The sequence below is a fragment of the Streptomyces sp. NPDC056161 genome (assembly GCF_042268025.1).
In the GTDB taxonomy this organism is placed as follows: Bacteria; Actinomycetota; Actinomycetes; order Streptomycetales; family Streptomycetaceae; genus Streptomyces.
In genome coordinates this window covers 47,698-61,155 of the sequence record NZ_JBHJUV010000018.1, presented here as the reverse complement: position 1 = coordinate 61,155, position 13,458 = coordinate 47,698, and the positions used below count along the sequence as shown (strand labels likewise).

The window sequence follows — 13,458 nt, the reverse complement described above, 5'->3', positions numbered from 1 at the left end:
ACGGCACGGGCCTTCTCGGATTTCTTCCGGTGTCGCTCTGTGTGGAGGAGTTGCTGTGGCCGAGCGCTGCGCTGTCGTGTTCCCGGGGCAGGGGGCCTACCTGCCCGCTGTCCTCGCCCGGCTCGCCGTCGATGAACCGCTCATCGAGGAGACGCTGCGTCTTCTGGACAGCACCGCTGTCCGTCTGGGGCGGAGTGCCCCGTCCCGGTTTCTCCTGGACGAGGCAGCGCCGGCCTTGTCCGAGCTGGTGGACGAGGCACCCGCGGACCTGCACACGGCGCTGTTCGCCGCCGAGATGGTGCTCTTCCGGCTGCTGACGGAGCGCCATGGGCTGCGTCCGGACGTGCTGCTGGGACACAGCTTCGGCGAGCTGGTGGCCCTGACCGCGGCCGGCGTGTACGGGCTGGAGGAGGGCATGGCGCTGGTCGCCGCCCGCGACGAGGCGTTCGCGGCCCGCCCGCCGGAACCCGGTGGCATGCTGGCGCTGGACGTCTCCGCTTCCCGGGCCGAAGGACTGCTGGTGGGCCTCGGTGAGTGGGAGGTGACCCTGGCAGCGGACAACAGCCCCCGCCAGTGCGTGGTGTCCGGCCCCGTCGGGGCCCTGGGCCGGGTACGGCGAGCCGCCGAGGCGATAGGCATCACACCGACCGCACTGCGGGTCCCGTACGCCTTTCATCACCGGATACTCGCCGCCGTGGCGGGCGACTTCACCCGCCGGGCGGCCTCCTTGCGGGCCAGGCCGGCACGGTACCTGCTGCACTCGGCGATCCTCGGACGGCGGGTCGACGACACCGACGCGGTGGCGGACCTGGTCGCCGCCCACCTGGTGCGTCCGACACGGTTCACCGGCGCCGTCCGCCTGCTGCACGCGCAGGGCGTGGAGGTGTTCGTGGAGTGCGGCCCTCGCGGCGTGCTCAGTGACCTGGTGACAGCGACGGTGCCGGGCGTACGGGTGGTCGCACCACTGCGTCGCCGCGTCAGCGGACCCGAACTGTCGGACGCTCTGCACGATCTGACGTCCGTTCCCCCGGCGGCTCCTGTTCACCGGCCCGGCCCGGCGTGGGCCCCCGTCGGCGCGGCCCACGACCGTACGGCGGCGCGCACGCGTGCTGCATCCGCGGCCGCCGAGACTGCGATCGCGACCGCGACCCCGGCCACGACCACGGATGCCGTCGGCACCGCGACCGAGGAACCCTCGGAGAGTGCGGCGCAGCTCCCGGACCGCCGATCCGTCGTGGCCACCCTGCGGACCCTGTACGCGAACGCCCTGGGCTACCCGCCCGAAGTCCTGACCGACCATGCCGATCTGGAAGCCGATCTGGGCGTGGACTCGATCAAACAGACCGAACTCTTCGCTCGGGCCGCCGCTCATTTCGGACGTACCCTGCCCGCTGACGGCTCCCGCCTGACCAGCTACACCACCTTGGACGCGCTGGCCGGGCTCCTGGGCACGCTGCCCGCACACGCCACGCGCGCGGGGGTGTCGGCATGAGCGGTCGGCCCGACGTGCCCGCGGCACGGGACCTGAGCGGAAAGATCGCCCTGGTGACCGGGGGCGGCAAGGGCGTCGGGGCGGCCATCAGCCGGGAACTCGCCCGGCACGGCGCGCTCGTGGTGGTGAACTCCTTCCACTCGCCGCGGGCCGCCGACGAGACCGTCGCGGCGATCCGTTCCGCCGGGGGCCGGGCGGAGGCGCTACGGGCCAGCGTCGCCAAACGCGATCAGGTGACCGCGATGTTCGCGGCGCTGGCCGAGCAGCACGGCGGCGTGGACATCGTGGTCAACAACGCCGCGCGGGGCGTGTTCGCCCGCTTCGACGACCTCACCGACGCCGAGTGGCAGCGGGCGTTGGACACCAACGTCCACGGAGCCCGCTGGTGTGCCCTGGAAGCGGCACCGCTGATGGCCGCGCGCGGCGGCGGAGCCATAGTGAACGTCTCGTCCATCGGCGCAGGACTGGCCATGGACAACTACCTGCTGGTGGGGGTCTGCAAGGCGGCGTTGGAGGCGATGACCCGGTATCTGGCCGCCGATCTCGGCCCGCTGGGCATCCGGGTGAACACCGCTTCGGCCGGGCTGCTGGACAACTCCACGGCCGGGCTGTTCCCCGATGCGGACGCTCTGCGGGCGACCTGTGCCGCGGCGGCTCCGCTCGGCGGGGTGGGACACGAGGACGACCTTGCCCAGTTGGTGTCCTTCCTCGCCTCTCCGCAGGCCCGCTGGATCTCCGGACAGTGCCTGCTGGCCGACGGCGGCCTGTCCGTGGGCCGCGCCATGCTCACCCCGCACCGCCCCGCACCACCCACCGCCCCGGCCGAGAACCCGCCCGCCGACCCTCCGCACACCGCCCCCGCACCGCTTCCGGCCACCGCCAAGGTGCCGGCCACCGGCGGCCCGGCCCCCACTTCCGTAGGACGTGCCGCCTCCGCCGGATCACCGGCCCTCGGCAGCCCCGGTGGCCCGGCCGCCTTGTCCGCTCCGACCGCCGTATCCGCTCCGCGGCCCGCACCCTCCGCCGCCCCGGCACCCGTCGGCCGTCGCGGGACGGCCGCAGCGGCAGCGGCAGCGGTACGGGACGGTGACGGCACGAAGCGGGCGGCGACACGCACCGCGGCCATGGTCGGCGGTGACGGCACACGGACGACGGCGCGCACGGTGGCCGTGGTGGGCATGGGCCTGGTGGCTCCGGGCGCCGAGGGACCGGAGGCGCTCCGGCAACGGCTGATGGACGGCGTACCGCAGTTCAGCGAGCCGGGAGAGCGGTTCCCGCTGGAGCACTTCTGGTCGTCCGAGGACGTCGTGGACCGCACCTACAGTCGGGTCGCCGGCTACGTCCGCCCCGCGCCGGACACCGCATCGGACACCGCGGAGGATTTCCTCACCGCCTGGACGCGGGCCGCACTTCTCCAGTGCGACGCCCCGCGGCTGGCGTCCGGCGCGGGCGTCCGCACCGCGTGCTTCACCGGTGCCTGGGCCGAGGGGTCACAGCATGTGGAGGAGAGCCTGCTCGTCGAGGCCGCCGCCGACGGCATCGCGGAGCACTGGGACCCGGGCTCGACCGGGGGTCCCGAGGCGCTGCGGGCGCTGCTCGTCCATTGGCTGCGGTCCGTCCACCCGCACGCGGGCACGCCCGCCCGGCACCTGCCACCGGCTGCTCTGCGTGCCGCCGTCGCGTCGCTGCTTCCCACACCGGCGCCGGTGCAGGTCGTCGACACGGCCTGCTCCTCCTCGCTGTACGCCATCGACCTGGGCGCCCGCGCCCTTCTGGACGGGGAGCTGGATCTCGCCCTGTGTGGCGGGGTGTTCTCCCTGGGAGCGCGCTACAGCGTGTTGTTCTCCCAACTGCGCGGGCTGAGCCGTTCGGGTGCGGTCCGTGCTTTCGACGCGCGCGCGGACGGGGTGCTGTTCGCCGACGGGGCGGCGTTCGTCGCCCTCAAACGGCTGGATGCCGCCCGGGCCGACGGCGATCACGTCCTGGGGGTGCTGGCCGGTTTCGGCGCGGCGTCCGACGGACGTGGCCGGGCCGTGCACGCCCCCAACGCCACCGGTCAGCAGCGGGCGCTGGCCCGCGCCCGAGCGGTGTCCGGCGTCTCACCGGAGCAGATCGACTGGGTGATCGCCCATGCCACCGGCACCCCGGTGGGCGACCGGGTCGAACGCGGTGTGCTGTCGGAGCAGTTGCCCCACGCCTGGTGCACGTCGAACAAGTCGGTGTTCGGCCACACCGGCTGGGCGGCGGGTGCGGTGTCGGTCGTCCATGCCTTGCAGGGCATGGCGCACTCCACGATCCCGCCGCAGATCCCCTACCGCTGCCCCGACGACGCGCCCCCGCTGCGGGTGCCGACCGCTCCGGTGCCCTGGCCGCGCCCGGTCGAGCGGCCACGGACGGTGGGGGTGTCGGCGTTCGGGTTCGGCGGGACCAACGGCCATCTCCTGCTCCAGGACGCGCCCCGGCCCGGCGAGGCCGCGCCGGCCTCCCTGCCCGCCACCGTCGACGACGACCCGGTGGTCGTCGTGGCCTGGTCGGCCCACCTGCCCGGGACCCCGGACGCGGCGGACGTCGCCCGCCGTCTGGCCGACGGACGCGCTCCCGCGGCACGGCGCTCGTTCGGAGCACGCTATCCGCTCCCCTCCTTCGCCGAGGTACCCCTCCCCGCGCGCGCCGCGGCGGCCGTCGACCGGGCCCAGCTGATGGCGCTGCAGGCCGTCGCCGCACTCGTGCCGCCCGACATCTCGCCCTGGTGGGAGGGGCTGCGGGAGACCTGCGGGGTCTTCGCAGCCCACACCGGTGTCCCCGCCGTGTCACCCGACATGACCGTCCGCTGCCACGCCGCCTCGCTGGCCGAGGCAGCCACGCGCCCGGCGCCCCGCGGGCTCGACAGCGCCGAACTGCGCAGGGCCACCGCGGCGTTCCTCGACGCGGTGCGCGAGCGCACCAGCTGCGGGGAGGACACTCTGGCCGGCCTGATGCCGAACGTGCTCCCCGCCCGGGTCGCCGCCCTGCACGACCTGCACGGCCCCACGATGACCCTCGACACCGGGCTCACCTCGGGCCGCAGCGCCCTCCGGGCCGCCGCCGCCCATCTGCGGCGCGGGGAACTGGAACTGGCGCTGGTGCTGGGCGCCAACGGCGCCGCCGGCCCGCTGTCCGCCCGCCTGCACGACATGGGCGCATCCCGCGAGCCGGCCGAAGGGGCCTTCGCGCTCGTGCTCACCCGCGCCTCCGTCGCCCGCGCCCGCGGCTGGCCCCAACTCGCCGGCCTCGGCGCCCTGCTGGACCGACTGCCCACCGGGCATCGCGAACCGGACGGGTGGAGCTACCTGGGAGCCGACGATCTGATAGCCGTCCTGCGGTACCTCGTCACCCGTGGCCCGGTCCCCGCACCGGCCGCCGCGGCGCCTACGACGACCCCGACGCACCCAAAACCGGCGAACCCGCGTCCGACGGTCACGGAACCGACCTCCGTCGGTCCTGCGACCACTGATCCAGCGTCCATCGTTCCTGCGACCGTCGTTCCCGCGTCCACCGATCCAGCGTCCGTCTTTCCGACGACCCCCGATCCGACGGTCACGGATGCGACCCATCCCGCCGAAGGCGCCGAGGTGGCGGTCACCTGGCGGCACACCCTGAGCTGGGAGGCGGCCGGACCGTGCGGCACCGGGACGCGGCCGCTGCCGGCCCGCACCCTGGTCATCACCGGCTCGCGGTACGCGAGCGCCCTGCGCGCCCCGGTCGACGCCGGCGCCCACTGCCGCCTGGTCGCCGTCGACGGGGACCAGGACCCGCAGGAGGCCGTCGACCGCGTCCTGCGCGACGTCCCGGAAGGGTTCCGGCATCTGCGGGTCGTCGCCGACCTGCACTCGGCACCCGCCTGGCCCGCCCCGCCCACCGCCGGCGTGCTGGCCGTGCAGGAGGCGGCGTTCTGGGCGGTACGCCGGCTGCGCGACCGGATCACCGCGGGCGGCAGCGTCGCCGTGGGGGTGACGGCGCCGTACCTCGGAGCGGAGGCCGCCCCGCACGCGCATCTGTTCACCGGCTTCGTCAAGTCCCTGGCCTGGGAGCTGAGCGGCTGCACCGTGCGCGCGGTGGTGGGTGACAGCGCCCGGCCCCGGACCGTACTGGCTGCCCTGGAGGACGAACTCGCCCGCCCGGCCGGCGGGTTGCCCGTGGTCCGTCACCGCGGCGCCACCCGTTTCGTCCAGCGAATCACGGAGAACATCCCTGCCGCGGCCGGCGGACCCCTGCCGCTCGCCCCCGGAGCGGTGGTCGTGGCCACGGGCGGGGCCCGCGGCATCACCGCCGCCTGCCTGCTCGGCCTGGCACGCCAGGTGCCCCTGCGGGTCCACCTGGTCGGGTCGAGCCGCCCCGCCGACCTGCCGGACGGCCTGCTGCACGTCCCCGAGCAGGAACTGCCCGCGGCCCGCGCCCGCTACATCACCGACCAGCGCTCCCGCACGCCACAGCGGCCGGTGGGCGAGATCAGCGCGGCCTTCGACCGTCTCCTGCACGCCCGTGAGTCCGCCCTGACCCTGCGGGCCCTGGGCGAGTCGTGCGGCGCCGGCCAGGTCCACTTCCACACCTGTGACGTCACGGACGCGAACGCCGTACAGGCTCTGGCCGATGCCGTCCGCGCCCGGGAAGGCCACGTCGACCTCCTCGTCAACGGTGCGGGACTCCACCACCCCGGCGACATCACCCGCAAGTCGCTGCCCGGCATGCGCCGCATCCGCGACGTCAAGCTGTTCGGCTACCACCATCTGCGCGCCGCGTTCACCGGTGCCCTGACCCCGCGCCTGTGGTGCAACTTCGGCTCCGTCACCGGTATCGCCGGTCTGCCCGGCGAGAGCGACTACTCCCCCGCCAACGACTTCCTGTCCGCCGCCGCCCATGTCGGCACCGACGGCGAATTCACCATCGCCTGGACCATCTGGGACGAGACCGGTCTCGGCTCCGGAGCCATCGTCCAGGCCCACACGGCCCGCACCGCGCGCCTGTCCCGCATGACCACCGCCGAAGGAGTCACCCACTTCCTGAGCGAGCTGCGCCACCGCGCCCCCGGCGAGAGCGGCGAGAGCGGCGAGAGCGGCGACCGGCTCGTCACCTTCATCGGCGACGCGGAACACCGTTCCTTCGACACCCTTTTCCCGGGTCTGCACACCACGGGGCACCCTGGCCGGGTCCCCCCGGCCGCCCCCGCGCACACCGCACGTGCCACCGATGACGACATCCCGTCCCGGCCGACGGCCGGCCCTGTCCCGGCCCCACCGCCCCGCGAACCCGTCCCGGTCCCACCACCCGGCGGAGCCACCCCGCCGGGACTCCTCGACGTACCCGTCACCCGCCGCGCCGACCACGCCGCCTGGGACCTGGTCCTCGACCTGGACGCCCACGGCTTCCTGTGCGACCACCTGGTGGACGGCAGACCCACCGTGCCGGGTGTGCTGCTGGCCGACATCGCGGTCCAGGCGGCCCGAACCCTGGCTCCCGGGCTGCCGCCACGTGCCGTCGACGACCTCGCCTTCAGCGCCTGGGTCCGCGCCCGTACCGACGGCAGACCCGCCCGGTACCGCGTGACGGCCCGCCGTCGCGGTTCCAGGACGGCCTGCGCGGTCAGCGTGACCATCCGCTCCGACGTCGTCGCCCCCGACGGACGCGTCCTGTCCCGCGACCGGGAGCACTTCCGCGCCACGGTCCGGCTGGGCGGACCGGTCCCGCTGCCCGAGCCGTACGGCCCGCTCACCGGACCCCACCGCACGGTCGACGACCCGTACTACGACGCCGCCTCCCCGGTCCTGCTCACCGGCGCCTTCCGCGCCACCGACCAGTGCCGCACCACCGGCACCGGCACCACCGCCCGCTGGCGTCCCGGCCCGCCGCAGTTGTCCGCGCTGCCCCGGCTCTCCACCCCGGCCGTCCTCCTGGACGGCCTCGCCCGCACCCCCGCCCTCCAGCCCACCCCGGACGGACATCACACGGTCGCCGTCCCCCACCACATCGAACGCATCACCCTGTACGAACACGGCGACGACCACGACCTCGTCCGCACCCACCGCGCCGGGCTGCGGCTCCACCACTCGCCCGCCACCGCCACCAGCACCGCCTCCACCCAGGACGGCCGCGTCATCGCCCAGATCTCCGGCCTGCGCGCCACCGTCCTCGCCCGCGTCCCGGCCCGCCCCCGCACACCGACCACACCGACCACACAGGAGGCACCGACCGCACAGGAGACACCGGCCTCGGCCGGCGACCACGACCCGGCCGTCGGCACATGACGCCGCCGGGCCGCGCACCCGCCGGTTTCCGCCACCGCCGGGTGACCTCGGTGGCAGGCCCGGTCGACCTCTGGTGGCACATCGCCCCGCACGGGCCTCCGCTGCGCGGGCGGGACCTGCTGCGCCATGCCGTCGCGGCGCAGCAGGCCCGACCGCCCGACACCGTCACCGTCGTCCGTGACCGGCTCGGCCGCCCCGCGCTCGCACCGGAAGAGAACCTGCCGTCCCTGCGCCTCACCGCCGCCCACAGCGGCCCCGTCGCCGTGGCCGCACTCATGGCAACGCCGTGCGACGGCACCCGGATCGGCATCGACGTCGAGCACCTGACCTCGCTCCCGTCGCCGGACCTGCTCCACTACGCCCTCCACCCGGACGAGCGCGCCGCGCTGACGGACCGGCCCGCGACCGCGCGCAAGGGGGACTTCCTGGCCCTGTGGACGGCCAAGGAGGCCATCGCCAAGGCCCTGGGCTGGCCTCTTCTGCGTGCCCTCGTCGATGTGGAGGTCGCCCTGCGTCCCCGGCCCGCCCTGGTCCGGCTGGGCCACGACCCGGCCCCGCTCGGCTGGCAGTTGGTGCCCCTGAGCCTTCCCGGGACACCGCACACCGTCACCCTCGCCGTCCACCACCACCCGCCACACAGCCCACGACGGGAGAGCGCATGGACCTCACCGGCAGGACCGCACTGATCACCGGAGCCACCCGCGGCATCGGACTGGCCATCGCCCACACCCTCCACGCCCACGGCGCCCGGCTCGTCATCACCGGCCGCTCGGCGGACAACGGCCGCGCCGCCCTCGCCCGGCTGGACGCCGGGGACGACGTCGCCCTGTGCGTCGCCGACGCCACCGACCGGGCCGACGCCGAACGCGCGGTCGACGAGACCGTGGACCGCTACGGACACCTCGACATCGTCGTCAACAACGTCGGCGGGGCCACCGACTTCGCCACCGTCGCCGACATCACCGACGACACCTGGCACCACACTCTCGCCCTCAACCTCGACTCCGCCCTCTACACCACCCGCCGCGCCCTGACCCACCTGATCCCGCAGCGCTCCGGACGCGTCATCAACATCTCCTCCGTGGAAGGCCGCGACCCGGACCCCGGCCTGTGCGCCTACGCCGCCGCCAAGCACGCGCTGATCGGATTCACCCGGGTCCTGGCCAAGGAGACGGGCCCCTACGGTGTCACCGCCAACTGCGTGTGTCCCGGCGCCGTCGAGACCGACTGGTTCACCGAACAGGGCCCCCGGGCCGCACGCGTCCTCGGCACCGACTACCCCGGCCTGGTCCGCCACTTCACCGGCCGCACCGCCACCGGCCGTCTCACCCGGCCCGAGGAAGTCGCCGCCGCCGTCCTGCTTCTCGCCTCCCACGCGGGCTCCGGCATCACCGGCGCGTGCATCCCCGTCGACGGAGGCACCACCGGGTGAGGCCCACCCCGCGCCGAGCGGCAACGGCGGTCGGTCCGCTGCTCGCGCCGAGCCGCCGCCGAGCGGCCCGGCCCGCGGCCGGCCGGGAAGCGCGGCACGCGTGAGCGAGTCCGCGTGGCGGTCGGGCCGTTCGGCGGCGGCTCGGCCCAGAAAACCCTCGATGCGTTCCACGTCAGGGACGCACGCTCGCCGACCGGGCACTTCCCGACGGGTCGGGGGTACGTCGTGGCGACCGCTGTTCCCGCCGGCAGCCTGGGCCCGGATCCTTGACACCGCTAGGCTGCGATCAGAAGGGGACGGGGATGATGGTGACGCAGTGGCCCGAGGGCCCCGCCGCCGATCCGGAAGCGGCGCGGGAGCGGTACGCCTCCGACATGAAAGCGACGCGCGAGGCGTCGCGGAACGCGGTCCGGGCCGACCTGCCCGCCGCGCACTTCGGTTCGGCGCTCGTCGTCGTCACCAGTGCGTTGGTGGGCTACTTCGTGGCTCCTGCGGCCGGGGCCCTCGTCGCGGGAGCCTTCGCGGCACTGTTCATGGTGGCCCGCGCCGTCATGTTCCTCCGGGGCGTCCGGGGCGTGGAGGCTTCGCGGCGGGCATATCTCTTCACCTTCGGCTGGGCGAACTGGCTCTAGGCACACGGATCGTGTGCTCCGGGCGGGGCCCACCGCTCAGAACGGCACCGTCGGCGCCTCCGTCCGAGTGACCAGTGGGCTCGGCCGAGCGCTCCCCCACGCCGTCGATCAGCCTTCGCCCCGGGCCGGATGCCGGCCCCAGGTTCGCGGGTCCTGTGTCAACGAGACGCCACAGCCCGGCCGTTCGGCTACCCCTGCTTGTCTCATGAAGCGGGTGCAGGGCTGCCGATGGACTGCCTGCGACCCGGCGGCGGCGGTCGGGGCGGTCGGTCAGTGGTGCCACCGGGCCCGCCAGTCGTCGGTGGCGGCGCCGCTCAGGACGGCTCTGACCACGTCCTCGGCGAGTGTGGCGGTGATCGGGAGGTGCCCGAACAGGACCCGGTAGTAGGTGGTGGCCGCGAGCATGTCCAGCAGGAGGTCGATGTCGATGTCCGGCCGGAGGTCGCCGCGTTCGATGCCCCGGCGCAGGGCGGCTGCCGTGGAGGCCCGGCGGGGGTGGAAGAAACTCTCCCGGAACTCGGTGTCCAGCTCCGGGTCGTCGGCCAGGTCGGCGACGAGGGCGGGCAGGACCCGGCGCCCGACAGGTTCGGCGAACGCCTCGCTCAGTGTGGTGATGCCCTCGATCAGGTCGCAGTGGGTGCAGCCGGTGTCGGGTGTGGGGGCGGTCCCCGCGACCCCGGCCAGCGCGTGGACGACGAGGTGCTGCTTGGACCGCCAGCGCCGGCGGAGGGCCGGCTTGCTGGTGCGGGCCCGTACCGCGACGGCGTCCATGGTCAGCCCGGAGTACCCGTTCTCCTGGAGCAGTTCCAGTACGGCCTTCGGGACCGCGGCGTCGATGCGTTCGTCGCGGGGCCTGCCCTGGGACAGGCGTTCCTGGGCATCGTGAGCGGGTTTGGCCATGGGGGCAGTATAGGTTTACATTTACGTTCCGATCAGGAACGTAATTAATTGGAGAGGCGTGCGTGCTGTGACCTCCTGGACCGAGACCCCTGCCACAGGGACGGCCGACGGCGTCTTCGCCCGGCCCTACAGAGCCCTGACCTGCGGAGTGATCCTCAGCGTCGCCCTGGTGGCCTTCGAATCCCTGAGCATCGCAACCGTCCTGCCCGAGATCGCCCGTGCGCTCGGCGGCCTCGACTCCTACGGGTGGGGGTTGTCCACGCTGATGCTCGCCAACATCGTCGGCACGGTGGCGGCCGGCCGGTCCGCCGACCGGACAGGAGTCCGGCGTCCCCTTCTGCTGGGCCTGGTGGTCTTCACCGCCGGCTGTCTGCTCGCGGGCGCCGCGGGCAGCTGGCCGCTGTTCCTCGCCGGGCGGGCTGCGCAGGGTCTGGGCGTCGGCGCCATCATGGGCATGGCCTACACGGTGGTCGGGCTGGCCTACCCGGAGCGGCTGCGGGCACGGATGTTCGCTCTGCTGTCCTCGGCCTGGACGGTGCCGTCCCTGGTCGGGCCCGCCCTCGCCGCGTGGATCGCGGACGCGGCGGACTGGCGAGGTGTCTTCCTGCTCATGCTGCCCCTGACCGCCGCCGCCGCGCTGCTCGCGCTCCCGCCGATCCGCGGCCTCCGCCGTCCCGATGCCTCCGACGCGGACGCCTCCGACACCTCCGACGCCTCCGACACCTCTGACACCTCCGACGTCGGCCAGGACGCCCGCTGGTGGCAGGGTCCTGTCGCCGCCAGTTGCGCCCTGACCGCCGCGACCGCCGTCCTTCTGTGGGCGCTGTCCCTGCGCGCCGTACCCCTGCTGGTGGTCCTGGCACTGGCCGGTATGGCCGTGGCGCTGGCGTCGCTGCGCCGGGTCACCCCGCCCGGGACGTTGTCCCTGCGTCCGGGCGTGGGCGCGGGCATCGTGGTGCGCGGGCTGCTGTGCGCCGTGTACTTCGGCAGCGAAGCGTTCATTCCGCTCGGGCTGACGGAACTGCGCCACCTCAGCGCCACCGAGGCCGGCCTCGGCCTGTCCGTGGGTGCGCTCACCTGGGTCGCCGGATCCGGCCTCCAGGCCCGGCACGACACCCGCGCCGCCGGCGACAAGAAAGCACGAGGTCGGGGGCGGAGCGTGGCGCTCGGTTGCGCGGTCCTGTTCGCGGGCCTGCTGATCACCGCCCTGGCCATGCTCCTCCCCGCCGTGCCCGCCCTGGTCGCCGTCGCCGGCTGGGCCGTCGGAGGTCTCGGTATGGGCGTGGCGTTCAACGCGGCCACCACCGACACCATGGAACAGGCCGCCTCCGGCCAGGAGGGCGCGGTCAGCGCCGGCCTCCAGCTCGCCCAGACCCTGTCCACCGCTCTGATCAGCGGCGCGGGCGGCGCGGCCCTGGCGATCGCGCACGCCCACGGCTCGACCACGCGGGCCGCGCTGCTGGGCGTGTTCGCCGTCACCGGAGTCCTCGCCGCCCTCGCCGTACCCGCGGCCCGCAGACTGCGCCCCCGCACCGTTTGACCCTTCGGGTTCGGCCCGACCGGTGAAGACACGGCCCTCGGGGCCGGAAGGACAACAGCCTCAGGCGGCCGCCACCGGCGCGCGTCTCAGCCCACTCGTCGAGGAGTTCCCCACGTTCGGCCGGCTGGAGCCGCCCCCGGTGGCACCCGGCACACCGTACGTGGCACGTCGTGCGGCACGCGGCATGCCGCCGGGACCCGAGCCGGTCAGTGCCGTCCGGGCACGAGCTCAAGCGGGCGGCGTGACCGGGGACCGTACGCCCATCCACTGTTCGGCGCCCCACTCCTCGAACCGCAGTACCTCGGTGAACCCCAGCTTCGCCGCGAGGCGCATCGAGCGCTCGTTGGCGGTCTGGGTGCAGAGCACCACCGGCTCGCCGGGAAGGGCGTCGGCGAACCAGTCGAGCGCCGCCGCGCACGCCTCGGCGGCGTACCCGCGTCCCCACGCCTCCGGCAGGAGCAGGTAGCCGAGCTCGGCCTCTCCGGCATCCGGACGGACATGGCTCCGATGGTCCGCGTCGCGCCGGTTGAGTTCGATGGTGCCGATCATCGCTCCGTCCAGTTCGATGACGAAACGGCCGGGCCGCATCTCGGGCGTCTCGGGCAACTCGCGCTCGCACTCGTCACGCGGTCGAGGGCCGCCTGTATAGGCACCCACCTCCGGCGAGGTGAACAGCTCGATGAACGCCGCACGGTCCCGGGCCTCGGGCACACGGAGCACGAGCCGCTCGGTCTTGATCGGGGCAGGTGGCCAGGCGACGGATCCCAGTTCAGTCATGGCAGGGAACCTATCGCCGCGAGCGCGGCACCGGCTTCACCTCCTTGCACGAGAACTCGACGCGGACGGTGTGGACGCGGCGCTCCGGGCGTTCCTCCCGGCCGACGGGCGAGCGCCGACGTCCCCGAAGAAGTCGAGGCGGTGCGCCGGGTCGGCTCCGAGTCGGTCGGGCAGGTGAGTTCAGCGTCGAGAACCAGACGCTGGGGTTACGACAGCCTGCCTCTGTACGTCCGTGAGGGCGCCGTCCTGCCGCTGGCCGCAGGCGCGCGCCGGCGGTGAAGCGCGCGGCCGACGGTGCAGCAGGCGGCCGACGGTGCAGCAGGCGGCCGACGGTGCAGCGGGCGGCCGACGGTGATGCAGGGGCGCCGCGATCCGGTGTCGTCGCGGCCTCGGCGCGGTGGGCG

8 protein-coding genes are annotated in these 13,458 nt (G+C 74.4%); 6 read left to right on the top strand and 2 right to left on the bottom strand.

Annotation, left to right across the window (positions count from 1 at the left end; genetic code table 11):
* Window positions 1–55: 55 nt before the first annotated feature.
* The 5 genes from ACFC09_RS18635 to ACFC09_RS18615 all read left to right on the top strand — a co-directional run bounded on the left by ACFC09_RS18635 (window position 56) and on the right by ACFC09_RS18615 (window position 9,837).
* Window positions 56–1,492 carry an acyltransferase domain-containing protein gene (locus ACFC09_RS18635; RefSeq protein WP_376529325.1) on the top strand — a complete coding sequence of 479 codons (1,437 nt, stop codon included), beginning with the start codon at window positions 56–58 and terminating at the stop codon, window positions 1,490–1,492.
* Complete coding sequence (locus tag ACFC09_RS18630) at window positions 1,489–7,773, top strand: SDR family oxidoreductase (protein ID WP_376529322.1); 6,285 nt, start codon at window positions 1,489–1,491, stop codon at window positions 7,771–7,773. The genes ACFC09_RS18635 and ACFC09_RS18630 overlap by 4 nt, the downstream gene beginning before the upstream one ends.
* 50 nt (window positions 7,774–7,823) lie before the next feature.
* Window positions 7,824–8,459 carry a 4'-phosphopantetheinyl transferase family protein gene (locus ACFC09_RS18625; RefSeq protein ID WP_376529320.1) on the top strand — a complete coding sequence of 212 codons (636 nt, stop codon included), beginning with the start codon at window positions 7,824–7,826 and terminating at the stop codon, window positions 8,457–8,459.
* Window positions 8,432–9,205, top strand: a complete 774-nt coding sequence (locus ACFC09_RS18620; RefSeq protein WP_376529317.1) for an SDR family NAD(P)-dependent oxidoreductase — start codon at window positions 8,432–8,434, stop codon at window positions 9,203–9,205. The genes ACFC09_RS18625 and ACFC09_RS18620 overlap by 28 nt, the downstream gene beginning before the upstream one ends.
* Before the next feature lie 302 nt (window positions 9,206–9,507).
* Window positions 9,508–9,837 carry a hypothetical protein gene (locus ACFC09_RS18615; protein WP_376529315.1) on the top strand — a complete coding sequence of 110 codons (330 nt, stop codon included), beginning with the start codon at window positions 9,508–9,510 and terminating at the stop codon, window positions 9,835–9,837.
* 270 nt (window positions 9,838–10,107) lie between these two features.
* Here ACFC09_RS18615 and ACFC09_RS18610 read toward each other — a convergent pair whose 3' ends face one another.
* Window positions 10,108–10,737 (bottom strand): TetR/AcrR family transcriptional regulator, encoded by a 630-nt coding sequence (locus ACFC09_RS18610; RefSeq protein ID WP_376529313.1) that lies wholly within the window; start codon window positions 10,735–10,737, stop codon window positions 10,108–10,110.
* 58 nt (window positions 10,738–10,795) lie between these two features.
* Between ACFC09_RS18610 and ACFC09_RS18605 the strand changes: the two genes are divergently transcribed.
* Complete coding sequence (locus ACFC09_RS18605) at window positions 10,796–12,277, top strand: MFS transporter (protein ID WP_376529310.1); 1,482 nt, start codon at window positions 10,796–10,798, stop codon at window positions 12,275–12,277.
* Window positions 12,278–12,505: 228 nt separating this feature from the next.
* Here ACFC09_RS18605 and ACFC09_RS18600 read toward each other — a convergent pair whose 3' ends face one another.
* Window positions 12,506–13,054 carry a GNAT family N-acetyltransferase gene (locus ACFC09_RS18600; protein ID WP_376529307.1) on the bottom strand — a complete coding sequence of 183 codons (549 nt, stop codon included), beginning with the start codon at window positions 13,052–13,054 and terminating at the stop codon, window positions 12,506–12,508.
* Between the last annotated feature and the right edge of the window lie 404 nt (window positions 13,055–13,458).

What these genes read in the sequence shown, in the direction of transcription:
- ACFC09_RS18615 (WP_376529315.1), top strand. Translation starts at nt 9,508, where the DNA reads ATGATGGTGACGCAGTGGCCCGAGGGCCCCGCCGCCGATCCGGAAGCG.
- ACFC09_RS18620 (WP_376529317.1), top strand. Translation starts at nt 8,432, where the DNA reads ATGGACCTCACCGGCAGGACCGCACTGATCACCGGAGCCACCCGCGGC.
- ACFC09_RS18630 (WP_376529322.1), top strand. Translation starts at nt 1,489, where the DNA reads ATGAGCGGTCGGCCCGACGTGCCCGCGGCACGGGACCTGAGCGGAAAG.
- ACFC09_RS18600 (WP_376529307.1), bottom strand. Translation starts at nt 13,054, where the DNA reads ATGACTGAACTGGGATCCGTCGCCTGGCCACCTGCCCCGATCAAGACC.
- ACFC09_RS18610 (WP_376529313.1), bottom strand. Translation starts at nt 10,737, where the DNA reads ATGGCCAAACCCGCTCACGATGCCCAGGAACGCCTGTCCCAGGGCAGG.